22 protein-coding genes and 1 tRNA gene are annotated in these 23,340 nt (G+C 72.0%); 6 read left to right on the top strand and 17 right to left on the bottom strand.

Annotated features, from left to right (window positions below):
* Nucleotides 1–161 precede the first annotated feature (161 nt).
* The 7 genes from AB1K54_RS03795 to AB1K54_RS03765 form a co-directional block, all read right to left on the bottom strand.
* A tRNA-Leu gene (locus AB1K54_RS03795) sits at nucleotides 162–235 on the bottom strand.
* A 37-nt stretch (nucleotides 236–272) separates the two neighbouring features.
* Entirely contained in the window at nucleotides 273–1,676 is a 1,404-nt protein-coding gene (locus AB1K54_RS03790) for an NAD(P)/FAD-dependent oxidoreductase (protein ID WP_371201374.1), read from the bottom strand.
* Between the two features lie 22 nt (nucleotides 1,677–1,698).
* Complete coding sequence (locus AB1K54_RS03785; protein ID WP_371201373.1) at nucleotides 1,699–3,060, bottom strand: S8 family serine peptidase; 1,362 nt, start codon at nucleotides 3,058–3,060, stop codon at nucleotides 1,699–1,701.
* Nucleotides 3,057–3,587: a DUF501 domain-containing protein gene (locus AB1K54_RS03780; protein ID WP_371201372.1), complete on the bottom strand. Its 531-nt coding sequence runs from the start codon at nucleotides 3,585–3,587 to the stop codon at nucleotides 3,057–3,059. The genes AB1K54_RS03785 and AB1K54_RS03780 overlap by 4 nt, the downstream gene beginning before the upstream one ends.
* Nucleotides 3,588–3,634: 47 nt before the next feature.
* On the bottom strand, nucleotides 3,635–4,165 hold the full coding sequence (locus AB1K54_RS03775) for a septum formation initiator family protein (protein WP_371201371.1): 531 nt from the start codon (nucleotides 4,163–4,165) through the stop codon (nucleotides 3,635–3,637).
* A 66-nt stretch (nucleotides 4,166–4,231) separates the two neighbouring features.
* On the bottom strand, nucleotides 4,232–5,512 hold the full coding sequence (eno, locus tag AB1K54_RS03770) for a phosphopyruvate hydratase (protein WP_371201370.1): 1,281 nt from the start codon (nucleotides 5,510–5,512) through the stop codon (nucleotides 4,232–4,234).
* A gap of 104 nt (nucleotides 5,513–5,616) precedes the next feature.
* Nucleotides 5,617–6,339 (bottom strand): TetR/AcrR family transcriptional regulator, encoded by a 723-nt coding sequence (locus AB1K54_RS03765; protein WP_371201369.1) that lies wholly within the window; start codon nucleotides 6,337–6,339, stop codon nucleotides 5,617–5,619.
* 79 nt (nucleotides 6,340–6,418) lie between these two features.
* On the opposite strand from AB1K54_RS03765, the gene AB1K54_RS03760 reads away from it, so the two are divergent.
* Nucleotides 6,419–7,384, top strand: a complete 966-nt coding sequence (locus tag AB1K54_RS03760) for an SDR family oxidoreductase (RefSeq protein ID WP_371201368.1) — start codon at nucleotides 6,419–6,421, stop codon at nucleotides 7,382–7,384.
* Here the strand turns inward: AB1K54_RS03760 and AB1K54_RS03755 are convergent.
* The 4 genes from AB1K54_RS03755 to AB1K54_RS03740 are packed head-to-tail and all read right to left on the bottom strand — an operon-like array spanning nucleotide 7,374 to nucleotide 10,434.
* Nucleotides 7,374–8,045 carry an O-methyltransferase gene (locus AB1K54_RS03755; RefSeq protein WP_371201367.1) on the bottom strand — a complete coding sequence of 224 codons (672 nt, stop codon included), beginning with the start codon at nucleotides 8,043–8,045 and terminating at the stop codon, nucleotides 7,374–7,376. The two genes, AB1K54_RS03760 and AB1K54_RS03755, sit on opposite strands and share 11 nt — an antisense overlap.
* Before the next feature lie 31 nt (nucleotides 8,046–8,076).
* The gene (locus AB1K54_RS03750; protein WP_371201366.1) at nucleotides 8,077–9,084 is read right to left on the bottom strand and encodes a DUF1648 domain-containing protein; all 1,008 of its coding nucleotides are present in this window, start codon (nucleotides 9,082–9,084) and stop codon (nucleotides 8,077–8,079) included.
* A complete protein-coding gene (locus tag AB1K54_RS03745; protein ID WP_371201365.1) occupies nucleotides 9,081–10,088 on the bottom strand; it encodes a lysostaphin resistance A-like protein in 1,008 nt (335 codons plus the stop codon). The genes AB1K54_RS03750 and AB1K54_RS03745 overlap by 4 nt, the downstream gene beginning before the upstream one ends.
* Entirely contained in the window at nucleotides 10,078–10,434 is a 357-nt protein-coding gene (locus AB1K54_RS03740; RefSeq protein WP_371201364.1) for a GntR family transcriptional regulator, read from the bottom strand. Before AB1K54_RS03740 ends, AB1K54_RS03745 begins: the two co-directional genes overlap by 11 nt.
* Nucleotides 10,435–10,574: 140 nt before the next feature.
* Here AB1K54_RS03740 and AB1K54_RS03735 point away from each other — a divergent pair, with 140 nt between their 5' ends.
* Nucleotides 10,575–11,048 (top strand): DUF4442 domain-containing protein, encoded by a 474-nt coding sequence (locus AB1K54_RS03735; protein ID WP_371201363.1) that lies wholly within the window; start codon nucleotides 10,575–10,577, stop codon nucleotides 11,046–11,048.
* 12 nt (nucleotides 11,049–11,060) lie between these two features.
* On the opposite strand, the gene AB1K54_RS03730 is transcribed toward AB1K54_RS03735, so the two are convergent.
* On the bottom strand, nucleotides 11,061–11,810 hold the full coding sequence (locus AB1K54_RS03730) for a helix-turn-helix domain-containing protein (protein ID WP_371201362.1): 750 nt from the start codon (nucleotides 11,808–11,810) through the stop codon (nucleotides 11,061–11,063).
* Between the two features lie 84 nt (nucleotides 11,811–11,894).
* Here AB1K54_RS03730 and AB1K54_RS03725 point away from each other — a divergent pair, with 84 nt between their 5' ends.
* Nucleotides 11,895–12,401 carry a VOC family protein gene (locus AB1K54_RS03725; protein WP_371201361.1) on the top strand — a complete coding sequence of 169 codons (507 nt, stop codon included), beginning with the start codon at nucleotides 11,895–11,897 and terminating at the stop codon, nucleotides 12,399–12,401.
* Here AB1K54_RS03725 and AB1K54_RS03720 read toward each other — a convergent pair.
* Nucleotides 12,388–13,209 (bottom strand): SGNH/GDSL hydrolase family protein, encoded by an 822-nt coding sequence (locus tag AB1K54_RS03720; RefSeq protein ID WP_371201360.1) that lies wholly within the window; start codon nucleotides 13,207–13,209, stop codon nucleotides 12,388–12,390. The two genes, AB1K54_RS03725 and AB1K54_RS03720, sit on opposite strands and share 14 nt — an antisense overlap.
* 221 nt (nucleotides 13,210–13,430) lie before the next feature.
* On the opposite strand from AB1K54_RS03720, the gene AB1K54_RS03715 reads away from it, so the two are divergent.
* The gene (locus tag AB1K54_RS03715; protein ID WP_371201359.1) at nucleotides 13,431–14,792 is read left to right on the top strand and encodes a M20/M25/M40 family metallo-hydrolase; all 1,362 of its coding nucleotides are present in this window, start codon (nucleotides 13,431–13,433) and stop codon (nucleotides 14,790–14,792) included.
* Nucleotides 14,789–16,300, top strand: a complete 1,512-nt coding sequence (locus tag AB1K54_RS03710; RefSeq protein WP_371201358.1) for a YfcC family protein — start codon at nucleotides 14,789–14,791, stop codon at nucleotides 16,298–16,300. Before AB1K54_RS03715 ends, AB1K54_RS03710 begins: the two co-directional genes overlap by 4 nt.
* 7 nt (nucleotides 16,301–16,307) lie before the next feature.
* Here the strand turns inward: AB1K54_RS03710 and hisS are convergent, their stop codons facing one another.
* The 3 genes from hisS to nhaA form a co-directional block, all read right to left on the bottom strand.
* The gene (gene hisS, locus AB1K54_RS03705) at nucleotides 16,308–17,558 is read right to left on the bottom strand and encodes a histidine--tRNA ligase (RefSeq protein ID WP_371201474.1); all 1,251 of its coding nucleotides are present in this window, start codon (nucleotides 17,556–17,558) and stop codon (nucleotides 16,308–16,310) included.
* An 88-nt stretch (nucleotides 17,559–17,646) separates the two neighbouring features.
* On the bottom strand, nucleotides 17,647–18,345 hold the full coding sequence (locus AB1K54_RS03700; RefSeq protein ID WP_371201357.1) for a MazG family protein: 699 nt from the start codon (nucleotides 18,343–18,345) through the stop codon (nucleotides 17,647–17,649).
* Between the two features lie 42 nt (nucleotides 18,346–18,387).
* Nucleotides 18,388–19,725: a Na+/H+ antiporter NhaA gene (gene nhaA, locus AB1K54_RS03695; protein WP_371201356.1), complete on the bottom strand. Its 1,338-nt coding sequence runs from the start codon at nucleotides 19,723–19,725 to the stop codon at nucleotides 18,388–18,390.
* A 163-nt stretch (nucleotides 19,726–19,888) separates the two neighbouring features.
* Here nhaA and AB1K54_RS03690 point away from each other — a divergent pair, with 163 nt between their 5' ends.
* Complete coding sequence (locus AB1K54_RS03690; protein WP_371201355.1) at nucleotides 19,889–22,561, top strand: phosphoenolpyruvate carboxylase; 2,673 nt, start codon at nucleotides 19,889–19,891, stop codon at nucleotides 22,559–22,561.
* A gap of 39 nt (nucleotides 22,562–22,600) precedes the next feature.
* Here AB1K54_RS03690 and AB1K54_RS03685 read toward each other — a convergent pair whose 3' ends face one another.
* Nucleotides 22,601–23,200 carry a gamma carbonic anhydrase family protein gene (locus AB1K54_RS03685; RefSeq protein ID WP_371201354.1) on the bottom strand — a complete coding sequence of 200 codons (600 nt, stop codon included), beginning with the start codon at nucleotides 23,198–23,200 and terminating at the stop codon, nucleotides 22,601–22,603.
* Between the last annotated feature and the right edge of the window lie 140 nt (nucleotides 23,201–23,340).

Below are 23,340 nucleotides of genomic sequence, written 5' to 3'. Positions count from 1 at the left end.
TTCGGGTGGGTGCACATCGCTACAGCCTACGGTGCAGAGCCGACGCACCACACACCGACGCCGGTGAGGCGCTCTCGCACCGCAACCGGCGCGCAGAAGCCGTGCCTCACCCACGACACGAACACGCGTGAGGGCCGGCCCTTCGGACCGACCCTCACACGTACCCCCGCCGGGATTCGAACCCGGACTGGAGCGGGTTTAAGCCGCCTGCCTCTGCCTGTTGGGCTACGGGGGCGCGGGCCGACGCCCGTCGCGCCCACAATAGCCGCGCGTCAGCGGGCCGCGGGCACCGAGGCCGCCACGGGCGCGGCCGCGGCGGGCGCATCGGTCGCAGCGGGCTGCGGCGGACGCGGACGCGCCGCGAACTCTTCGAACACGTAGCGCGGACGCTGCACCGTGGCGAGCGAGACGTTGTCGCGGCCGAGCCAGAAGTTGTTCCACCAGTCCCACAGCACGCGCCACTTGCGCTCCCACGACGGCATCGCCATGCCGTGGTAGCCGCGGTGCGCGAGCCACGCGATGAAGCCCTTGAGCGCGAAGCCCCCCGACTGGAACACGCCGTTGTAGAGGCCCAGGCCGGCGACGGCGCCGAGGTTCTTGTGGACGTACTCGCGCGGGAGCTCGCCGCGCAGCACCGCGACCAGGTTCTTGGCCAGGAGCTTTGCCTGACGCACCGCGTGCTGGGCGTTGGGGACGCAGTAGCCACCCACGCCGCCGCCCGACAGGTCGGGCACAGCGGACACGTCGCCCGCGGCCCACGCGCCCTCGACCACCTCGTCAGCCGTGCCCACGCGCAGATCGGCGCGCGTGCGGATGCGACCGCGCTCCTCGACGGGCAGGTCGCCGCCGCGCACGACGGTGGGGTTGGCCATGACGCCGGCAGTCCACACGATCAGGTCGCTCGGCAGGGTCTCGCCGGTCGAAAGCTCGACGTTGCCGTTGACGGCCCCCGTGACCTGCGTGTCGAGGTGCACGAGCGCGCCGCGCTTGGCGAGGCTCTTGAGCACCCACTCGCTGGTCTTGAGCGAGACCTCGGGCATGATGCGGCCCATCGCCTCGATCAGGTGGAAGTGCGTGTCTTCGAACGTCAGCTGCGGATACACCTTGAGCAGCGACGACGCGAACGCGCGCAGCTCGGCGAACGCCTCGATGCCCGCGAAGCCGCCGCCGATGACGATGACGGTGAGCAGGCGGTCGCGGTCGGGCCCGGGAGGAAGCAGCGCCGCCCGGTCGAAGTTGGTGAGCAGGCGATCACGGATCGCGACGGCCTCTTCGATCGTCTTGAGACCGATCGCGTTGTCGGCGATGCCGGGAATCGGGAACGTGCGCGAGACTGCTCCGGCGGTCACGACGATCTGGTCGTACTCCTGCTGCCAAGGCTGGCCTTCGGCGGGCGTGATCGTCACGGTCTTGCTCGCGTGGTCGATGCCGGTGACCTTGGCGGTGATCACCGTGGTGCGCTTCAGGTGGCGACGGTGGCCCACCACGATGTGGCGTGCCTCGATCTCGCCGGCTGCGACCTCGGGAAGGAACGGCTGGTAGGTCATGTACGGAAGCGGGTCGACGATCGTGACCTCTGCCTCGCCCTTGCGGAGGTGCTTCTCGAGCTTCCAGGCCGTGTAGAAGCCGGCGTAGCCGCCGCCGACGATGAGGATCTTGGGGACGTTTTTCGTCACGGCGGGGAGTACTCCTCCTGAGTCAGCGGCGTGGCGTCCGGGACGCCGAGCGGATGCGTCGGACAGCAGCGGTGACGCCGAGCGCAATCAGTATACCCGCGGCCGTGAGCGCCGTGAGCGGCAGCGTGCCGTACAGGAGCGTCTCGGACGTCGGAACCAGCGGGACGGCCTGCGCGGGCGGATCGATCTGCGGAAGCGGCGGCACCTCGACCGGCTCCTCCCCGGGGGCCGGCGGCGGCGAGGCCTGCGCGCGCCGGAACAGACGAATCCAGTCCGCGAGGCTGCCCATCGGGTTCTCGGTCACCGTCGGCACGTTCGCCGTGACGGCGGCTGCGGCATCCACGAGTCCGTAGCCGTAGAGCGGGTCGGGCGCCGCGGTCTGACCGGCGGCGGGGCGGGCGGTGCGGATGATCCGATTGATCACGTTCGCCGCGTCGAGCTCGGGGTGGGCCGCGCGCACGAGGGCGGCGATGCCCGCCACGATCGGCGCGGCGCCGCTCGTGCCGCTCCACCGCACGAGCCGGCCGTCGGCCGACACGCCGAGAAGCTCCTCGCTCGGAGCCGAGACTCCGATCGTGATCCCCTGTGTCGACGCGTCGACGCTCGCGCGCCCGGAGGGGTCGACCCCGCCCACCGTCAGCACGCCGGGGATGGTCGCCGGCGCACCGACCCGCGTGGTGCCGCTCCCCCGGTTTCCAGCCGCGACGACGACCACGACGTCGTGGTCGAACGCGTACAGGAACGCGTCGTCCCAGCTGGGATCCCAGTCCGGCTCGTTGGTCGTGAGCGACAGGTTGATCACGTCGGCGCCGTTGTCGACCGCCCATCGCATCGCCGCGGCGATCTGCTCCGTGAACGCAACGGCGGCAGACGCTCCGAACCCGACCGAGACCGACAGCAGTTCGGCGGCGGGTGCGACGCCGATCATGCCCGTGTCGGGCCCCGTGCCCCGCGATGCGGCGAGAGAGGCGACCCAGCTGCCGTGGTTGGCGTCGACCGCGCCCACCGGGGTGCGGCCGTCCGCGGAGCCCGTCCCGGACACGTCGGTTCCACCGACGACGGCTCCGGCGAACTCCTGCGGTCCCTTGCCGATGCCGGTGTCGATGATCGCGATGCGCACGCCCTCGCCGCGCGTGGTGCGCCACGCGGAGTCGATCCCGTACTCGCCGATCCAGTACTGGGCGGCCCGTGCCGGGTCGACGACGTCGTTGGTCGCAAGCAACGCCGGGTCGACGGCGGCGGGGGTGCCGGTGGCGGATGCCGCGGCCGGGCCCTCGCGCCCGGGCGGGGGCCCGGCATCCGTCGCGGGCGCCTGCGGCGCGAGCGCGCCCAGCGCGAGCACCCCTGTCAGCGCACCGGCCGCGATGCGCGCGAACGGCGTCATGCGGCCCCCTTCGCTCCCGGCCCCGGAGTGGCGCACACGCACCGATCGGGCGACCACGTCGACAGCTCGAGCGCGCGATCGCCGATCGGGTTCACGCCCGGCCCCGCGGCCAGGGCGTGACCGGCCAGCGCGTGCAGGCACTTGACACGGGTCGGCATGCCGCCTGCGGAGATGCCCTCGATCTCGGGAACATCGCCGAACGAAGCGCGGTCGCGCAGGTACGCCTCGTGCGCGGCGAGGTAGGCGGCCTGGACGCCCGCGTCGGCGGCGAGCTCGTCAGACAGCTCGCGCATCACGTGATCGGCCTCGAGGACCGACATCGCGACGGTCGCCGCGGGGTGGGTCAGGTAGTAGAACGTGGGGAACGGCGTGCCGTCGGCAAGCCGCGGAGCGGTGGCGACCACGGTCGGATTGCCGCAGACGCAGCGGGCGGCGACGCCGACGACTGCGCGCGCGGGGCGGCCCAGCTGCTCCCGGAGCACGACGAGATCGGCATCGGAGACGGGAGGGAAAGGCGGCGTGGTCACGGCGCCAAGGGTACCGTCCCGTGCTGAACGCGAGGCGTCGAGGGGGTTCATCCGGCTGTGGGCGACGTCTCCTGGTCGGGGGCGTCGGGCACGCCGATCGTGATCGGCGTGACGGTCTGGGCAATGCCCGCCTCGGTCAGGGTGCGCACGAACTGGCCCATCCAGTCGACGCGGGTGACCTCGACGTCCTCGCTGACCGTCTGCTGCTCGCGAGGGATCAGGTCATCGGGCAGATCGTTGTCGACGAGGTAGAGCACCTCGCCGGGACGGACGTAGTAGAGCCGCTCGCGCGCCTGTGTCGTGATGTACGCGGGGTCGTCGAACCTGTCGCGCTGCGCTTCGAGCTGTGCGACCTCTTCGCTGCTCACCTGCACGGCGTGCTGCATCGCGGCGACCCTCTGCCGCTGGTCGACGTACATCCCGACCGTGGGGACGAGCACGAACGCGGCCATCACGACGAGGCCGAGCATGATCACCATGAACCCCGACAGGCGGATGCCGCCCAACCAGCCGCGCACATCGACCGGGGCGCGCCGAGGCCGGGGGGCACGAGAAGGGGGAGCCGCGTTCTTGACCACGTCTCCCCCTCTCGTCACTCTCTCAGGCCTGCGATCGAGTGGCCCGCGTGCGCGGGCGTCTCGAGGTCACCCCTTGAAACGGGGGAAGGCCGCGCGGCCGATGAACTCCGCCGCGTCGCCGAGTTCTTCCTCGATACGCAGAAGCTGATTGTATTTCGCGACGCGCTCGCTGCGCGCGGGCGCGCCGCTCTTGATCTGACCTGAGTTCACCGCGACGACGAGGTCGGCGATCGTGGTGTCCTCGGTCTCGCCCGAGCGGTGCGAGAACATCGTCGTGTAGCCGGAGCGGTGTGCCAGGTCGACTGCGTCGAGCGTCTCGGACAGCGTGCCGATCTGGTTCACCTTGACCAGCAACGAGTTCGCCACGCCCAGCTCGATGCCCTTGCGCAGGCGCTCCGGGTTGGTGACGAACAGGTCGTCGCCGACGAGCTGGACCTTCTTGCCGAGGTCGTCGGTGAGGGCCTTCCAGTTGTCCCAGTCGTCTTCGTCGAGGGCGTCCTCGATCGTGACGATCGGGAAGTCCGCGACCAGCTTGTCGAAGTACGAGATGAGCTCGGACGGCGACCAGTCCTTGCCCTCGACGTGGTAGACGCCGTTGTCGTAGAACTCGGATGCCGCAACGTCCAGTCCGACGCCGATGTCGCTGCCGGGCGTGAAGCCGGCCTTCTCGATCGCCTTGATGAGGAAGTCGAGACCTTCGCGGTTGCTCGGCAGGTCCGGGGCGAAGCCGCCCTCGTCGCCGAGGCCGGTGGCGTAGCCGGCCGCCTTCAGTTCGCCGCGCAGGACGTGGTACACCTCGGTGCCCCAGCGCAGCGCCTCGGAGAACGTCTCGGCGCCGTAGGGCGCGAGGAAGAACTCCTGGAAGTCGATGCCGTTGTCGGCGTGCTCGCCGCCGTTGATGACGTTGAACAGCGGCACCGGGAGCACGTGCGCGTTCGGGCCGCCGACGTAGCGGAACAGCGGCAGGTCGGCGCTGTCGGCGGCGGCTTTGGCGACCGCGAGCGAGATGCCGAGGATCGCGTTGGCTCCGGTGCGCCCCTTGTTGTCGGTGCCGTCGGCCTCGATCAGGATCTCGTCGATGATGCGCTGCTCGGTGGCGTCCACGCCCTCGATCGCGGGGCCGAGCTCGTCGATGACCGCGGCCACCGCCTTCTGCACGCCTTTGCCGCCGTAGCGGCCCTTGTCGCCGTCGCGCAACTCGTACGCCTCGAAGGCGCCGGTCGACGCGCCGGAGGGCACCGCCGCCCTCTGCACGATGCCGTCATCGAGGAGCACCTCGACTTCGACGGTCGGGTTGCCGCGCGAATCCAGGATCTCGCGCGCGTTGACTGCCTCGATAAGTGCCACAGGGGACTCCTTGTTTCGTGGAGGGTGGTTCTGCGGAGCGCCGTCGGTCCGGTCATGAGTCTAGTGATCGCGCAACGCTTGGCGAGGGGTCGTCGTCATCGGCGTCATCCGTCGCCGGCGGCGCCGATCGCGCGCGCGATCTCGTCGAGCCCGTCGGCGTCGACGCCGACGCGCGGCTCGCGCTGCCGCAGCCCCGTGAGGACCGTCGCGAAGTACTCGCGCAGGCTGGGCTCGAAGCCGAAGCGGTAGATGCGCAGCGCCGGATGCAGGTCGTACGCGGCGGCCATCCCCGCCGAGGGACGGGTGGCCGCCCACGTGCCGCCGATGCCGAGATTCGCAGCCGCGGCCAGGCCCAGCCGGGCGGCGGGGGTGAGCTCGATGCGCGACGCGACGATCCGCCCGAGCCGCACCGCGTGCGCGCTGGCCGCCAGCTTGTATGCGACCGCGACGGCGGCCGAGAGGTTGTGCTCGAGCACGCCCGGGGCGCTCGCGCTGAGCTCGCACAACAGCGGGCGCGCGGCGACCGTGCGGGCGAGGGCACCGGCGATGGCCTCGATGTCGTCCGTCTCAACGGCGCCCATCGCCGGCTCGAGCGCGTCCAGCCACGCCCCGAACTCCTGGTCGTAGATCTCGAGCAGCACCGCCTCGCGCGACTCGAAGTATCGCAGGACGTTCGACTTGGCCAGTCCCGCGCGGCGCGCGAGCTCGTTCAGGCTGACGTCGGCGACGCGTCGCTCGTCGAGCAGCTCTCGTGCCGCGGCGAGGATCGCGCTGCGACGGAGCTCGCGCTGCTCGGCGCTGCGAGCGCGCTGGAACGACCCGGACATCCGCACCTCCTTGAGAACAGACCGATGGTCTGTTATGGTCAAGAGACCATCGATCTTTTATTCTAGCCCTGGAGGGCGCATGTATCGGGTACCCACGCAGACAGGACGCCGGATCGTCGTCACCGGCGCCAACAGCGGAACCGGCCGAGAGGCCGCCGGCCGGCTCGCCGGCGCCGGCGCATCCGTCATCCTGGCCGTGCGCTCGCTGGAGAAGGGCGATCAGGCGAAGGCCGCGATCCTCGCCGCGCACCCCGGCGCAGAGGTCGAGGTGCGCCGTCTGGACCTCGCCGACCTCGCCAGCGTGCGCGCCTTCGCCGCGACGATTCTCGAGTCGGGCGCGCCGCTGGACACGCTCGTGAACAACGCCGGGGTCATGGTCCCGCCCCGCCGCCTGGAGACCGCCGACGGCTTCGAACTGCAGTTCGGCACGAACTTCCTCGGGCCCTTCCTGCTCACGAGCCTCCTGCTGCCGCGCCTGCTCGAGGCGGATGCGCCCCGCGTGGCGACCATGTCGAGCGGCGTCGCCAGCCGCGGACGCATCCACTTCGATGACCTGCAGTGGCGCCGCACGTACCGCAAGTGGTCGGCCTACGGCCAGTCGAAGCTCGGCAACCTCCTGATGGGGATGCACCTCGCCTCTCTTGCTCGCGAGCACGGCTGGCCGCTCGTGAGCACGATCGCCCACCCCGGCTACACCCGCACGAACCTGCAGACGGCGGGCGCGAACCTCGGCCGTGCGGCCGACGCGCAGCGCGAGCCGATCCGTCGCACGCTGCTGCCGTCGCAGGCCGTGGAGCAGGGCGCCGAGCCGCTGCTGTTCGCCGCGGCCGACCCCGCCGCCGTCTCGGGTGCGTACTACGGGCCGCGCGGCGGGCTCACCGGCCCGACCAAGCGCGTGGGCATTCCGCGCAGCGCGCGCCGCGGCCCCGACACCGCGGCGGCGCTGTGGGCGGTGGCGCGCGAGCTGACCGATGCGCCGGATGTCACACGGCTGACCGCCTCGGCAGGTTCGCGCAGCGGCGCCGCAAGCGACGTCAGCCCGTGACGAGCGCGATCGCCACGCCGTCCCAGCCCTTCGCGTCGAGCGTCTGCAGCGCCGTCGCGTCGAACCGCGGATCACGCGCCAGCATCTCGAGCCCGCGCTGGGTGCCGATCACGTTGGAGGCGGTCGTCGCGGGGTTGGCGACCTCTCCCCCGCGGCCGACGTTGTCGACGACGACGACCGTGCCGGGGCGCCCGAGGCGCGCGGCCCAGTCGAGGTAGATCGTGTTGGATTCCTTGTCCGCGTCGATGAACACGAGATCGAACGGCTCACCTCCGGCGAGCGTGGGCAGCACGTCCGCGGCGCGCCCGAGCAGGATCTCGACCTTCTCACCCACGCCGGCCCGGTCGAGGTTCGCCTTGGCGACTGCGGCATTGCGCGGCTCGGCCTCGATCGTCACGACCGTGCCTGTGTCCGGGATGCCGCGCGCGAGCCAGATCGTCGAATAGGCCCCGAGCGTGCCGATCTCGAGCACGCGACGCGCACCGCTCATCCGTGCGAGCAGGTGCAGGAGCTTGCCGTTGACCGGCGCGACCTCGATCGCCGGCAGCCCCGCGGCGGTCTGGTCGGCGACGGCGGCCTCGAGGGCGGGGTCGTGTCCGACCAGCGTCTCGGAGAAGTAGGCGTCGACGCGGCGCCAGGCATCCGGGGTGGGCTCGTTCACACCGCCAGCGTGACCCGCGCCACCCCGCGCGTCAAGCGCCCACGGCGCGCCGCTCCACGAGCGCCGCCAGCAGCGCGGCGCCGGTGCGGGCGTCGTCGACGGTCACCACGAACCGCTTTCCGCTGCGGCGGACGACCTCGATCGCCTCACCGGCGCGCAGCACGACACCGAATCGCCTGCCGGCGCCCAGCCGCAGGCCCCACCCCCCGAACTCGCCCATCGGGTTCACGTGCGCGCATGCCACCGACGCGACGTCCTCCAGCGGCACGTGGAATCTCGGCGCTCCGAGCACCGAGTCCACGCGCAGCCCGCTGGCGTCGACGCGAACGTGGAACGCGAGCGTGGTGGCGGCCAAGACCACGAGTGCGAGCGCGACGCCGGTCAGCAGCCACGCGAGCGCCGCGGGCGCTCCGCCGATCCACGACACCGCTGCGGCGGTCGAGAGGGCGAGCACCCCGGTGAGGACGCCGACCGCCGCCCCCGGCCTCGTCGCGCTCGAGCGCAGCCACAGCGCCCGGGCCCCGTCTGGCAGGGCAAGCGCCGTCGCCGGCTCGGCGGCTTCGGCCGGGGCATCCTGTGCCGGCTGCACGAACCACGCACCCACGCCCGCCAGCGCGCCTGCGGCGAACGATGCGACCAGCGCGGCCCACACCGTGGGCGCGTTTGCCGCGGTGTCGAGGCCGGCCTGCATCGCGAAGGTCCAGGTGAACATGACCGTCCCGAGGGCCGCGACCGCGGCCGAGGTCGCGCCCAGCACCCGGTACGTCGGCCCGCGCTCGCCGCGGCGCAGGCCGGGGAGGGTCGTCAGCGCGATGAGCGCGGGAAGGCCGAAGCCGACGGCGATGGTCCCGAGCGGCTGCACCCACGCCGGCGCGAAGCCGTCAGCCGTGCCGGCCGCGTTCCAGTGCACCGCGATCGTCGACGGCGCGAAGGGCAGCAGCGCGAGCTGGATCGCGACGCCCACGGCCACGAGCACCGCCGGCGCCCACAGCGCGACGAGCACGAACCGCCGCACCACGAGGTCGGCCGGGCGCGTCATCGCGTGCCCCCTTCCGGCGCCGGTGCAGGCTCGGCGGCCGTGGCCGAGACAGCACCGGATGCCGCCGCCGGCGCCCCGGCACGGAACTGGCGCAGCAGCACGATCACGCCCACGACCGCCGCGACGACGACCCACGCGACGACGCCGAGCGGTCCGACGATCGCCAGGTCGGGGGTGACGCCGGAGGCGACGAGGACGAGCACCAGCCCGCCGACCGCGTTGAGCGACCCGTGCGCGAGAACCGCGGGCCAGATCGACGTGCTGCGAAGCCGCAGCCAGCCGAGGAGGACGCCCCAGACGAGGCATCCGCCGACCATGAAGAGCACCCCTGTGACGTCGGGCCGCGCGAAGTTGTAGCCGAGCAGGATGATCGGCGCGTGCCACAAGCCCCAGATCGCTCCCGTGACCAGCAGCGCCGGCCACGTGCCAAGCGGCAGCAGCGCGGTCTGCAGCCAGCCGCGCCAGCCGAGCTCCTCGCCGAACGCGAGCACGCTGTTCACGATGGCGCCCACGGGGATCATCGCGAGCTGGAGCGCGACGATCACCTCGACCGGCGGGAGCGGCGTTCCGGCGGGAGCGGCCGCGGCGAGCTGATCGGCGAAGCCCGAGAACCCCACGAGGTCGAGCGAGACGAGTCCGAACGCCGCCGCGAGCGCGATCGTCGCCACCATGACGAGGATCGGCAGCCCCAGGCCGAGCGCCAGGAAGAGCAGGAAGCGGCCCGTCGGGCGCAGCGGCCACATGCCGAGGAACCGCAGGCGGTGTGCGCGCGGCACGCGGAACGCGAACACCGTGATCACCGCGGCGATCGCGGGCGTCAGCATCATGAGAGGGAGAAGCAGCCCCGCCAGCGGCTGAGCGAGCCCGTCGCCGAGCCAGAGCGGCAGGGCGACGAGCCACGCCAGCCCGCACGCGATCACCACGAACACCACGACGGCGGGCCACGCGACGCGGCGGGGCTCGACGTCGTCGGGCACGACGGGGGTCATCGGTTCAGCGGTCACGGGCGATCTCCTTCACGAGGGCGGCGAGGGCGTCGGGGTGGATGCCTGCCGCGCGCGCCCGCGCGACGAGGCCGTCGATGTCGGTGCGCAGGTCTTCGAGCGTCGCCGCCTGCGCGGTGAGCACCGCTCCGCGGCCGCGGCGCAGGTCGACCAGTCCCTCGTCGCGGAGATCCTGGTAGGCGCGCAGCACGGTGTGCACGTTGACGGCGAGTCCCGCGGCGACCTCGCGCGCGGCCGGCAGGCGGTCGCCGGCGTGGATGCGGCCCGCTGCGGCCTCTGCGCGCACCGCGGCGGCGAGCTGTGCGAACAGCGGCACCTCGCTCGTGGGATCGACGGTCAGCAGCACGCACTTATTCTAGCGCAAATAGAACAATTAGGAATGGCCTTGCAGAGGGATCCGACTCCCGCACGCGAACCCCGGCCGCGCGTTGTCGATTCACGACAGCCGATGCCCGCACGCGCCGCGGGCTGCGGCACACTGTCGGGATGCGCATGACCCCCCGACGCCTCGCCCTCGGCATGAGCCTGTGGATCCCGAACCTCTTCAGCGGCATCCGCGTCAAGAGATTCGCCGACGACTGGACGAGCGCCACCGTCGAGCTGCACGTCAACGTCTTCACGCGCAACTACGTCAAGACGGCGTTCGGCGGTTCGATGTCGGCGATGACGGACCCCTACTTCTTCATGCTCGTCATGCACCAGCTCGGCCGCGACCACGTCGTGTGGGACACCCGCGGCGAGATCGAATTCGTCAAGCCCGGGCGCGGCGTGCTGACGGCGCACTTCGAGGTGTCGCAAGAGAAGGCCGAAGAGCTGCGCGAGCGCGCGAAGGGCGGTGCGAAGGTGCTCGAGTGGTTCGAGACCGACATCACGGATGCCTCGGGCGACGTGGTCGCGCGCGTGCGGCGCGAGGTCTACGTGCGCGAGAAGCGGCGCGTGACCGAGTCGTCGGCAGCCTGACACGGGAGCCGCTCACCGCGCCGCGCGATAGTCGGTCGCGGTGATCCCGAGCACGGTGCGGAAGTCGTTCGCCAGGTGCGCCTGGTCGGCATAGCCGAGGTTCGCGGCGATCGCGGCAAGCGACGTGCCGGGCTCGTCGCGCACCCGCTGCGCGGCCTCCTGCAGCCTCCGGCGCCGGATCATCGCGGCGGGCGACACGCCGACCATGCGGTGCGCGAGGCGCTGCAGCGTGCGCACCGACACGCGCAGGCGCTCGGCGGCGTCGTCGACACCCAGGATGCCGGCATCCGTCATCAGCAGCTCGGCCATGTCGTTCGCCAGCCGCGCCTCGGCGGTCACCGGGCCGACGACCCGCTCGAGCCACCCCGCGACCACGTCGGCCGCCGCCTGCACGTCGGGCATCGCCGCCACGACCGCGCGGTGCAGTCCGCCCGTCGGCTCGTCATCGAGCACGGCGTGCGCGTCGACGAGCGCGCCCGGCGCATCGGACAGGCACGCCAGCGCCGCCGGCCGCAGCAGTGCGCCGACCGCCCAGCCGCTCCCCCGCAGCACGCGTTCGGACACGCGGGTCGTCGCGCCCCACAGGGTCACGCCGTCGGCGTCGACCACGATATTGGCCGCCGGGTACGCCAGCACCGGCTGACGCGACTGCGCGCCTGCCGGCAGATCCCACTGCGGGATCCAGACCCATTCCAGAAGAGCGGATGCCTCGACCGGCGCCGGCACGCGCGTGAAGCGCGGCAGTCGCTCGGGGTACAGCACCCCGTCACGCTAGCGCGGGGCGCCGACGCCCACCTGTCGCGAATCTGCAAGACCGCGGCATCCGCTCTCGCGCATGCTGTGGACATGACCGCAGACACGACAGCCGGCGCGACCGGCCTGCACACCACCGACGGCCGACCGAACGTGGCCACGACCCTCACGCCCTTCCTCGCGATCCGCGGGGCGAAGGCGGCGCTGGAGTTCTACCGCGACGTGTTCGGCGCGCGGGTCGTCGACGTGACAGAGTTCGACGGCGTCGTCGTGCACGCGGGGCTCGACTTCGGTCTGGGTCTGCTGCAGATCGGCGAGCCGGTCGCCGACTACGGGCTCGTCCCGGCGCCCGAGGGCGACGACGACTGCTATTCGATCGGCATCTATGTCGCCGACGCCGACGCCGTCACCGCCCGCGCGGTCGCCGCGGGCGCGACCGTGCGCGAGCAGCCCTCGACCTTCGTCTCGGGCGACCGGTTCGCGAGCATCCGCGACCCGTTCGGCGTGCGCTGGTCGATCAAGTGCCGCGTCGAGGACCTCTCCGAGGAGGAGAGCGCAGCGCGCGTCGCGGAGTGGGCGGCGTCGGTCAGCGCCGGCTGACGGCCGCGCGCTCTTCGAGGGCGCCGACGACCGCCGGAAGGAGCGCCTCGGCCGTGCGGCGATAGCCGAGCGCGCTCGGGTGGAACCTGTCGAGGCTGAACATCTCGTCGGGCTGCGTCACGAAGAACGGTCCCACGGCGTGCCGCAGCGACACCGCCCGGGCACCGGCACGCTCAGCCGCCTCCGCCTGCGCGTCGGCGAGCTGACGCGACAGGCGCGACCCGAGCGTGCGCAGCGGCTGCGGCACCGGGCGCAGCGCACCCAAGTCGGGGCACGTGCCCACCACGACGCCGGCGCCTCGCGCGCGCAGCCGCCGGATCGCCGCCTCGAGATGCCGGACCGAGGTCGCGACGGGCACGCGATGGGTGACGTCGTTGCCGCCCGTCACCACGACGGCGACCTCGGGGCGGTAGTCGTCCGGCAGGCCGTCGAGCTGCGCCTCGAGCACCGAGGACTCCGCGCCGACCACCGCCGCGGTGCGCAGGCGCACGGGGCGGCGCGTGCGGCGCGCGAGACCCTTCGCGATGCGTGCGCCGAGGGTGTCCTTGCGCCGCTGCGCGCCGAGCCCCGCAGCGATCGAGTCGCCCAGCACGAGCAGTTCGACCGGGTCGCCCTCGTTGCCCCGCCGCCAGATGCGGTCGGCGTCGAGGGCGTTCTCGCCCAGCGGCTTGCCGATGCGGCGCCGCGCGAGCGCCGCCTGCCGCGACAGCATCACCCGGCCGCCGACCACCACGAGTCCGGCGCCCAGACCGAGGCCGAGCACTCCGACGACGAGCGGCATCGACACCGCGTCACGCGAACGGGTCATGCCGCCATGACACAAGCACCGGGTGAACGGCAGCCGTCGCGCCGGTGAAGCGCGGGCGATCGGATGCGTCGGGGCGGGGCATCCGTCGACGGGGTCGGCCCATCGGCACCCACCCTGTACCCGCGCGCATGCGCTCACTAGGCTCGGCCTCGCAGCCGCACCGCCGCGCGGACGGCTGCGATCGAGACCGCCGGCGCCCGCTTCGAACTGCAGGAGTCCACATGAGCGTTTCCGAATCCGATCTGGTCGCCCGCGTGCGAGAGGACTTCCCTCGTCTGCGCGACGACCTCGCCGCCCTCATCGGCATCCCTTCGGTCGCGTTCCCCGGCTACCCGCCCGAGCCCGTGCACGAGGCCGCCGACAAGGTCGAAGCGCTCCTGCGCGACGCCGGCGTCGCCGACATCGAACGGCTCGACCTGCCCGACACCTCCCCCGCGATCATCGGGCGCGTGCACGTGGACGACGCCCTTCCCACCGTGCTGCTGTACTGCCACTACGACGTGGTTCCCGCCGACGACGTCGAGGCGTGGCGCACGCCCCCGTTCGAGGCCACCGAGGTCGACGGCGCGATCTTCGGCCGCGGCGCGTCCGACTCGAAGTCGAACCTACTCGCCCACATCGGCGCGCTCCGTGCGTTCCGCGGGAGCCTCCCGGTCAACCTGCTCGTCGTGTTCGAGGGTCAGGAGGAGGCCGGCAGCGCCTTCGACTTCTACCCGCTCGACCATCCCGACGTCTTCGCGTGCGACGCCATGGTGATCGCCGACGTCGGCAACATCCGGCCCGGAGACCCCACCCTGACCGTTGCGCTGCGCGGCTCGGCGGCCGTGACCGTCGCGGTCTCGACTCTCGAGAGTCCCAAGCACTCCGGGCAGTTCGGCGCAGCAGCGCCCGACGCGCTCGTCGTGCTCATCCACGCGCTCGCGAGCCTGCACGACGAGCACGGCGACGTCGCCGTGCCGGGGCTTCGGCGCGAGGAGTGGACCGGCGCAGGCTACTCCGACGACGAGTTCCGCGCCCTCGCCCAGGTGCTCCCCGGCGTCCCGCTCCAGGGCACCGGCAGCCTCGGCAGCCGCATCTGGAGCGGCCCGGCGATCACCGTGACCGGCATCGACGTGCCGAGCGTCGACAAGGCCGTCAACGCGGTCGCCGCCACGGCGCGAGCGCGCCTCGACGTGCGCGTCTCGCCGTGGCAGAGCGCCGCCGAAGCACAGGCCGCCGTCGTCGCGCACCTTGAGGCGCAGCATCCGTTCGGCGTCTCACTGACCGTCGTTGCCGGAGACATCGGCGACGGCGTCTCGGTGCCCACCGGCGGCCCGATCTACCGCCTCGCCGAGGGCGCCCTCGCCGACGCCTACGGCACACCGCCCTCGACCAACGCCGTCGGCGGCTCGATCCCGATCGTCAGCGCCCTCGCGCGGGCCGTGCCCGACGCCGAGGTGCTGCTGTTCGGCACGTCCGACGGGTTCAGCGCGATCCACGCGCCCAACGAGCGCGTCCTGATCGACGAGTTCGAGCGGACCGTCGTCGCCGAGACGCTGCTGCTGGCACGGCTCGGCCACGCCGCACCCGGGAGCCTCCGGTGAGCGCCGCGACCACGGTCGCCCCCGACACGGGCAGCAAGCCGCGAAAGCCGTTCTCGTTCCCCTCGGCCCTGACGATCCTGGGCCTGGTCCTGCTGCTGGTGTGGATCGCGGCGTTCTTCATCCCCTCCGGCACGTACGAGCGCGACGAGTCCGGCTCCCCCATCGTCGGCACGTACACGCAGATCGAAGCCCAGCAGAGCTTCTTCGAGCGGCTCGTGGACCTGCTCATCGCTCCGGTCAACGGCCTCTACGGCCTGCAGAACGCCGAAACGGGGTTCATCGCGCCGTTCGGGCAGGGTTTCCTGTTCGGCGCGGCGGGCGTGTTCCTGTTCATCCTGGCGATCGGCTCGTTCATGACGGCGGTCTTCGCGACGGGCGCGATGGACCGCGGCATCGCGCGGCTGGCGCACTCGATGCGCGAACGCGGCTGGCTCATGATCTCGGCGATCATCGTGCTGTTCTCGCTGCTGGGAAGCACGATGGGGTGGGCCGATGAGACGCTCGGCTTCTACGCGCTCATCATCCCGCTCGCCCTCGCCCTCGGGTACGACCGGCTGGTCGTGCTCGGCGCCGTCTTCGTGTCGTCCGCCGTGGGGGCGATGGCCTCCACCGTGAACCCGTTCTCGATCGGCGTCGCATCGGGCGAGGCGGACGTCTCGATCGGCGAGGGCATCGGGCTGCGGCTCGTGCTGTGGTTCGTGCTCACGGGCATCACGGTGGCGTACGTGCTGTGGTACGCGCGCCGGGTCAAGAAGAACCCCGCGACCTCGATCCTCCCCGAGACGTCGCCCGCCGAAGCCGCCGAAGAAGTGGACAAGCTCACCCGGCGGCAGGTGTGGGTGCTGGTCGTGACGGCGATCGTCTTCCTCTTGATGATCTTCGCCGTCATCCCGTGGGCGAGCGTGCTCCCCGGCGAATGGGACGCGCCGTTCGCGTGGGAGCTCGGCTGGTGGTTCCCCGAACTGATCGCCCTGTTCATCGTCGGGACGATCGTCGTCGGCCTCGTCGGCGGCCTCGGCGAGAAGGGCATCGCCACGGCGTTCACGAAGGGATCGGGCGACTTCATCGGCCCCGCGCTGGTCGTCATGCTCGCGCGCGGCGTGACCGTGATCCTCAACAATTCGCAGACGATCGACACGATCCTGCACGCGATGGAGCAGGCCGTCGCCGACGCCTCGAACCTCGGGTTCACGGCGCTGGTCTGGGTGATCAACGCGGGGCTGGCGATCATCGTGCCGTCGTCGTCAGGACACGCGGCGCTCGCGATGCCGCTGCTGGCGCCGCTGTCGGACTTCGCCGACGTCACGCGGCCGCTCATGATCACGACGTGGAACACCGGCGCGCGCTGGATGGGCATCGTGACGCCGACCAACGGCGTGCTCATGGGCGGTCTCGCGATCGCCGCCGTGCGCTACGACAAGTACGTCAGGTTCATCTGGCCGCTCATGGTCGCCCTCGCCGTCGCGACGCTCACGATCCTGCTGATCGCGACCGCCGCGCAGGGCTGAGGGCGCGCTACGACAGCGGCTTGAGCTCGAGATCGTCGCCGGCCGAGTCCGCAGACACCGTCGCGAACGACGTGTAGCCGTCGGATGCGGCGCGCTCCAGCAGCGCCTTGAGGTTCTTGGTCCGCTGCTCGAGGCGCACGCGGGCGCCCGTGGCGACCAGGCGCGCCTTGAGAGCCAGCAGCTCGGAGAGCGGCACGTCGCGATCGTGCACGACGACGACGGCGTCGGATGCGGCATCCGCCCGGTCTTCGAGCAGCTCGACGATGCGCTCGAAGCCGATCGAGAAGCCGACCGCGGGCACGTCCTGCCCGAGGAATCGGCCGATCATGCCGTCGTAGCGGCCCCCGCCGCCGAGCGAGTACGACACCGACGGGTGCGCGAGCTCGAAGATCGTGCCGGTGTAGTAGCCCATTCCGCGCACGAGGAACGAGTCGAACGCGAGCGGAACCTCGGTCGTGCCGCGCGCCGCGGCGACCGCCGCGCCGACTCCGACCAGGTGCGCCACGACGTCGTCGGGGGCACCGGCCGGCAGCGCCGCGCGGATCTGGGACTCGCCGAAGAGCGCGACATCGTCGGCGGGGCGATCCAGGAACGTCTCGAGGGCGTCGACCGCGGCTGGGCTCACGCGCTCGCGCAGTTCGGCGACGACCCCGGCGGCGCCGATCTTGTCGAGCTTGTCGATCGTGATGAGCACGCCTGGGCGCTCGTCGAGCGTGAAGCCGAAGCTGTCGAGCATCCAGTCCAGGGCCCGGCGGTCGTTGATGCGGACGCTGCCGCCCTGAAGGCCCAGCGCGTCGATCGTGTCGAGCGTCGCGGCGATCAGCTCGGCCTCGGCGCGCGAGGACGCGTCGCCGATGATGTCGATGTCGCACTGCACGAACTGGCGGTAGCGCCCCTTCTGCGGGCGCTCCGCGCGCCACACGGGAGCGATCTGGATCGAGCGGAACACGCCCGGGAGCTGCCCGCGGTTGGTCGCGTAGAAGCGCGCGAGCGGCACCGTGAGGTCGTAGCGCAGACCGAGGTCGGTGAGAACCGCAGGATCGGTCGCGGCCGCGGCGATCGCGTCAGCGTCGAGGCCGCGTCTGAGGATGTTGAACGCGAGCTTCTCGTTGTCGCCGCCGATGCCGGCGTGCAGGCGCTCGTAGTCCTCGACGACGGGCGTCTCGATCTCGTCGAAGCCGTGCGCACGGTAGCGGTCGCGGATGACGGCGAGCACGCGCTCGCGGCGGGCCTTGTCGGCGGGGAGGAAGTCGCGCATGCCGCGCGGCGGATTCACGGATGCCACGGCCCCAGTTTTCCAGATCCGGAGCCCTGGCTCGATCAGCCGGTCTGCAGAACTCCTTCGATCATGCCCGCCGGTGCCGAAAGCTGCCCTCGGCGGCGGTCTCGGTCCCGTTTTGAAGGAGTTGTGCAGCCTCGGCCCCGCGCACCTCGCCCTCGAGCGCGCGCAGGCGCTCGCGGAGGGCCCGCTCGGCGTCCCAGCCGTGCGCACGCGCGGTCGCGACCAGGGCGAGCAGAGCGTCGCCGAGCGCGGCCTCGGACTCCACGACCGGCGGCGAAGCCGACACGGCGCCCACCCCCACTCCGGCCGCGCGGCCCAGCAGCTTCTGTGCGAGCGCGAGGGACGGCATCCGCTTGCTCACCCCATCGAGCACGGAACGACGCTCGTGCTTCTCGAGGGCCTTCGCCGCGTTCCAATGCACGAGCACCTCTTCGGGCGTGTTCGCCACGGCGTCGCCGAACACGTGCGGATGCCGCCGGATCATCTTCGCGCTGAGCCCCCGCGCGACGTCGTCGATGTCGAACGGGTCGTCGGGATCGCGCGAGGCGATCTCGGCGTGGATCAGCACCTGCCAGAGCACGTCGCCGAGCTCTTCGCGCAGCTCATCGCGCGAACCGGCCTCGACGGCGTCGATGAGCTCTGCGCTCTCTTCGACGAGGTACGGCACGAGCGCGCGGTGGTCGAGCTGCTGCGTCCACACGCAGCGGTCGCGCACCGCGCGCATGACGTCGACGGCCTCGCGCAGCGGATCGGTCTGGGCCATGGCGCCTCCTGTGTGCTCGGGTCGCGGCTCGGGCCGCATGACTCAGTGTGCCCCGTACACGTCGGGCACGCCGTCCCCGTCGGCCTCGATCGCCGCCTGCCGCTCGATCAGACGATAGCGGCGGTTGCGTGCGACGAGCACGGCGGATGCCAGCGCCGCGGCGAGCACCGAGGCGAGAAGGATCGCCACCTTCGCGTGATCGTGGTGCGCGTCGGCGACCTCGAAGCTCAGCTCGGTCACCAGCAGCGACACGGTGAACCCGATGCCCGCGAGCATCCCGACCCCGATCAGGTCGATCCACCTCACCGAGGGATCCAGTCCGATGTGCCGGGCGCGGGTGACCAGCCACGTCGTGAGCACGATCCCGACAGGCTTGCCGAGAACGAGCGCCACGACGATGCCGAGCGTGACCGGGTCGGCCAACGCCGCCCCCACGCCCGCCAGCCCGCCCAGGGCGACGCCGGCGGAGAAGAACGCGAACACCGGCACCGCGAAACCCGTCGAGATCGGCCGGAAACGGTGCTCGAACACCTCGGCGAGCCCCGGCTCGGTGTCGGGGATCCGGTCGCGGCGGCGATGCCGCACCGGGATCGTGAAGCCGAGCAGCACGCCCGCGATCGTCGCGTGAATGCCGGAGGCGTGCACGAACCCCCACGCGATGAGACCGAGCGGAAGCAGGATCAGCCATGCCGCGCCGGGCTTCAGGTGCAACAGCTGCCGGTAGCGCTGCGCCAGGAACCCGTAGACGGCGATCGTGACGAGCCCGAGCAGCAGCGGCACGAGGGCGATGGAGTCCGTGTAGAAGAACGCGATGATCGCTATCGCGATGAGGTCGTCGACGACGGCGAGCGTGAGCAGGAAGATCCGCAGGGCGCTCGGCAGGTGCGAGCCGATGATCGCGAGCACCGCGACCGCGAAGGCGATGTCGGTCGCCGTCGGGATCGCCCACCCCTGCAGCAGCGCGGGGTCGTGGAGCGTGACGAGCGTGTAGAACAGGGCCGGCACGGCGACCCCGCCCGCAGCGGCCAGCACCGGCACGATCGCCGTGCGCGCGCGCCGCAGGTCGCCGGCGACGAACTCGCGCTTGAGCTCGAGCCCGACCAGGAAGAAGAAGATCGCAAGCAGACCGTCGGCCGCCCATTCGCCGAGAGTCAGCCGCAGATGCCACGGCTCGTAGCCGACCTCGAGGTCGCGCAGCCAGAAGTACCCGCTCGCCCACGCCGAGTTGGCCCACACGATGCCGACGACGGCCAGGAGCACGAGGAGTGCCCCGCCCACGGCCTCGGTGCGCAGCAGCGTTCCGATGCGCAGCGCCTCGGAGCCGCTGCCGCGCTCGGGGAACCGGGCGGTCTCGGCGGCGGGACGGTCGGGCGGGGTCATGCGGCCTCCGGGCGGTCGACGAAACGGTGTCGACCAGACTTCCCGACGCGCCGCTTCCACAATAGCGCGCGGCGCCGACACGCGAGATGACGCGAAACCGGAACCCACGCCGCTGTCACAGGCCTGGTTTTCGACCGAAACGTCGCAGGGCTACCGTTGAGGGGTGCTCGAACCCACCCCCACGGAAGCCATCGACCTCGTCGGCCGCTTCGAAGCCGGCCAGGAGATCCCCGAACGGATGCGCGCAGACGTGCGTCTGCTGTCGAGCCTGCTCGGCCGCGTCCTGCGGGAGTGCGGCTCCCCGGGCCTCTACGACGACGTCGAACGGCTGCGCGTTGCGACGATCCAGGCCTACACCGATGAGAGCGAAGCCGCGTTCGAGCGCGCGACGAGGATCGTGGAGTCCTTCTCGCCCGCCCGTGCGCAAGAGATCGCCCGCGCGTTCACGTGCTACTTCCACCTCGTGAACCTCGCCGAAGAGCACCAGCGCGTGCGCGTGCTGCGCGAGCGCGACGGCCGTCCCGATCGCGAGAACGCGACCGACTCGGTCGCCGCGGCGTTCGTGCACCTGGCCGCCGAGGTCGGCGACGACACGGCGATCGCGCGCCTGCACGCGCTGCGCTTCCACCCCGTGTTCACAGCCCACCCCACCGAGGCCCGCCGTCGCGCGGTGTCGACGAGCATCCGGCGCCTGTCGGCTCTCCTCGGCGAGCACGACGCGTCGCTGCAGGACGGCGCCGATCGCCGCCGCGCGCAGCGCCGCATGCTCGAAGAGATCGACACGCTGTGGCGCACCGCTCCGCTGCGGCCCGAGAAGCCCTCGCCCACCGACGAGGTCCGCGCCGTCATGGCCGTCTTCGACGAGACGCTGTACACCGCGATCCCCCACGTCTACCGCCGCGTCGACGACGCCCTGCAGGGTCCGGCGGCCGGCAGCCGCACCCCTGTCGTGCGCCCGTTCGTGCGGATCGGCTCGTGGGTCGGCGGCGACCGCGACGGGAACCCGTTCGTGACGGCATCCACCACCCGCAAGGCGGCGGCGATCGCCAGCGAGCACGTGCTGCTGGGCCTGTCGCGCACCGCCAGCCGCATCGGCCGCGGCATGACCCTCGACGCGGGCACGACGCCCCCGAACGCGCGGCTCATCGCACTCTGGAAGCGCCTGCGCGCCGAGGACGAAGACGAAGCGGATGCCATCGCCAAGCGCTCGCCGGACGAGCCGCACCGCCGGGTGATGCTCGCGATCGCGAACAAGATCGCCGCGACGGGGCGACGCGACGCCGACCTGTCGTACCGCGACCCCGAGCAGCTGCTGGCCGACCTGCGCATCGTGCAGGAGTCGCTTGCCGAAGCCGGCGCCGCCCGGCACGCGTACGGGCACCTGCAGCAGCTGCTGTGGCAGGTCGAGACCTTCGGCTTCCACCTCACCGAGCTCGAGGTGCGCCAGCACTCCGCGGTGCACGCGCGCGTGCTCGGCGAGCTCGAGCGCGGTGAGCGCTCCGAGACGGCCGACGAGGTGCTCGAGGTGTTCCGCACGATCGGCTTCCTGCAGCAGCGCTACGGTCGCCGCGCGGCGGGCCGCTACATCGTGTCGTTCACGCGGTCCGCGGACGACCTCGCGGCCGTCTACCGCCTCGCCGAGCATGCCGCCGCTGCCGGCTCACCCGCTCCCGTGCTGGACGTGATCCCGCTGTTCGAGACGTTCGCCGACCTGCAGGCCGCACCGCGCATTCTCGCCGAGATCGTCGAGCACCCGGCGTTCGTCGCGCGTCTGGCCGAGACCGGCCGACGCCTGGAGGTCATGCTCGGCTACTCCGACTCGTCCAAGGACGTCGGCCCGGTCGCCGCGAACCTCGCGCTCTACGAGGCGCAGGCCGAGATCGCGCAGTGGGCGCAACGCGAGGGCATCGAGCTGACGCTGTTCCACGGTCGCGGCGGGGCTTTGGGCCGAGGCGGCGGCCCGGCGAACTCCGCGGTGCTCGCGCAGCCACCGCACTCCGTCGACGGCCGCTTCAAGCTCACCGAGCAGGGCGAGGTCATCTTCGCCCGCTACGGCGAACCGGCCATCGCGATGCGGCACATCGACCAGGTCGCCGCAGCCACGCTGCTGGCCTCGTCCCCCCGCATCGAGCGCCGCAACCGGCAGGCGGCCGAGCGATTCCATGCGGTGGCAGAGACGATGGATGCGGCATCCCGCGCCCGATTCCACGACCTCGTGAAAGCACCGGGCTTCGCGCCGTGGTTCGCGCAGGTCACCCCGATGGAAGAGCTGGGCCTGCTCGCTCTCGGCTCGCGCCCCGCGCGACGCGGGCTGTCGGTCGAGTCGCTCGAGGACCTGCGCGCGATCCCGTGGGTGTTCGCGTGGTCGCAGGCGCGCATCAACCTCGCCGGGTGGTTCGGGCTCGGCACCGCTCTCGAGGCCGTCGGCGACGAGGCGCTGCTGCGTGAGGCGTACCGGGACTGGCCGCTCTTTCGCACGATGGTCGACAACGTCGAGATGAGCCTCGCGAAAGCCGACGCGCGCATCGCCCGCCGGTACCTGGCGCTCGGCGACCGCGACGAGCTCGCCTCGATGATCCTCGACGAGCTCGAGCTCACGCTCTCGTGGGTCGTGCGGGTGTCCGAGAGCTCCGAACTGCTGGACTCCAAGCCGGTGCTGCAGCGCGCCGTCAAGATGCGCAGCCCCTACGTCGACGCGCTCTCGCTGCTGCAGATCCGCGCGCTGCGCACGCTGCGAGAGGATGCCGCCGCCGGCGCCCCCGCGGACCCCGACGCGCAGCAGCTGCTGCTGCTGAGCGTGAGCGGGGTGTCGGCGGGCCTGCAGAACACGGGGTGACGCCGGGCGCGGCATCCGTCACCCGGGATCGAGCGCGGATCAGTCGGCGCGGCGGTCCTCGGCGTGGCGGGCCAGGCTCGTGCCGTACCGCTCGGTGAGCTGCACCATGAGGTCGGGCGTGTCGCGGTCGAGCCCGAAGACGTAGCCGGGAAAGTCGAGCTCGCGCTGGGCGGCCCAGATCTCGTCGTGGCGGTCGGGCGGCAGGATCTGCACGGGGTCGCCGACCGCGACCCACCCGATCGGCACCACCGAGTCTGCCGGCAGCACCGTGCGCAGGTGCACCACGGCGTTGATCCGCACCTCGCAGCGCTCGCCGATGCGCGCGCCGTTGAACACGCGGGTTCCGGTCGCGAGAAAGACCTCGTCGGCGATCGTGGCGCCGCTGATGCTCGCCATCGGGCCGACCAGCACGTGGTCGCCGATGTGCACGGGGTTGACGGCCGTGGCCCGGATGAGCGCGTTCTCCATCACGATGACGTTCCCGCCGAGCGTGATCGCGCCGCCCTCGCTCGTGATGACGGCGCCGTGCAGGATCTGGCAGCCGGGGCCGATGACGACATCGCCGCTGACCACAGCGGTCGGCGCGACGACGGCGTCGGGATGGATGCGGGGCTGGGCCCCGAGATGCTCGAATCGCACGGTGCCTCCTGGTCTGTCGTCAGCGTAGCGCGAGGGCCCCGCGCGGGGCTCGAACCTCTCGGCGTGACGCACTTCGCGCTGTCGCGTGCGCCGTTGCCTCATCAGAGTGCGCAGTCTGCTCAGCCGATGTTCGAACGCAC

Origin of the sequence: Microbacterium sp. BWT-B31 (genome assembly GCF_041379855.1) — a bacterium.
GTDB lineage: Bacteria > Actinomycetota > Actinomycetes > Actinomycetales > Microbacteriaceae > Microbacterium.
Note: the sequence above shows the minus strand (reverse complement) of the source record. Positions and strands in the feature narration are given on the sequence as shown.

Bases quoted from the DNA above. Each gene is read 5' to 3' on its own strand.
- AB1K54_RS03760 (WP_371201368.1), top strand. From the start codon at position 6,419: ATGTATCGGGTACCCACGCAGACAGGACGCCGGATCGTCGTCACCGGC.
- AB1K54_RS03720 (WP_371201360.1), bottom strand. From the start codon at position 13,209: ATGACCCGTTCGCGTGACGCGGTGTCGATGCCGCTCGTCGTCGGAGTG.
- AB1K54_RS03750 (WP_371201366.1), bottom strand. From the start codon at position 9,084: ATGACGCGCCCGGCCGACCTCGTGGTGCGGCGGTTCGTGCTCGTCGCG.
- AB1K54_RS03700 (WP_371201357.1), bottom strand. From the start codon at position 18,345: ATGGCCCAGACCGATCCGCTGCGCGAGGCCGTCGACGTCATGCGCGCG.
- AB1K54_RS03715 (WP_371201359.1), top strand. From the start codon at position 13,431: ATGAGCGTTTCCGAATCCGATCTGGTCGCCCGCGTGCGAGAGGACTTC.
- AB1K54_RS03735 (WP_371201363.1), top strand. From the start codon at position 10,575: ATGCGCATGACCCCCCGACGCCTCGCCCTCGGCATGAGCCTGTGGATC.
- hisS (WP_371201474.1), bottom strand. From the start codon at position 17,558: ATGCGCGACTTCCTCCCCGCCGACAAGGCCCGCCGCGAGCGCGTGCTC.
- AB1K54_RS03785 (WP_371201373.1), bottom strand. From the start codon at position 3,060: ATGACGCCGTTCGCGCGCATCGCGGCCGGTGCGCTGACAGGGGTGCTC.
- nhaA (WP_371201356.1), bottom strand. From the start codon at position 19,725: ATGACCCCGCCCGACCGTCCCGCCGCCGAGACCGCCCGGTTCCCCGAG.
- AB1K54_RS03725 (WP_371201361.1), top strand. From the start codon at position 11,895: ATGACCGCAGACACGACAGCCGGCGCGACCGGCCTGCACACCACCGAC.
- AB1K54_RS03765 (WP_371201369.1), bottom strand. From the start codon at position 6,339: ATGTCCGGGTCGTTCCAGCGCGCTCGCAGCGCCGAGCAGCGCGAGCTC.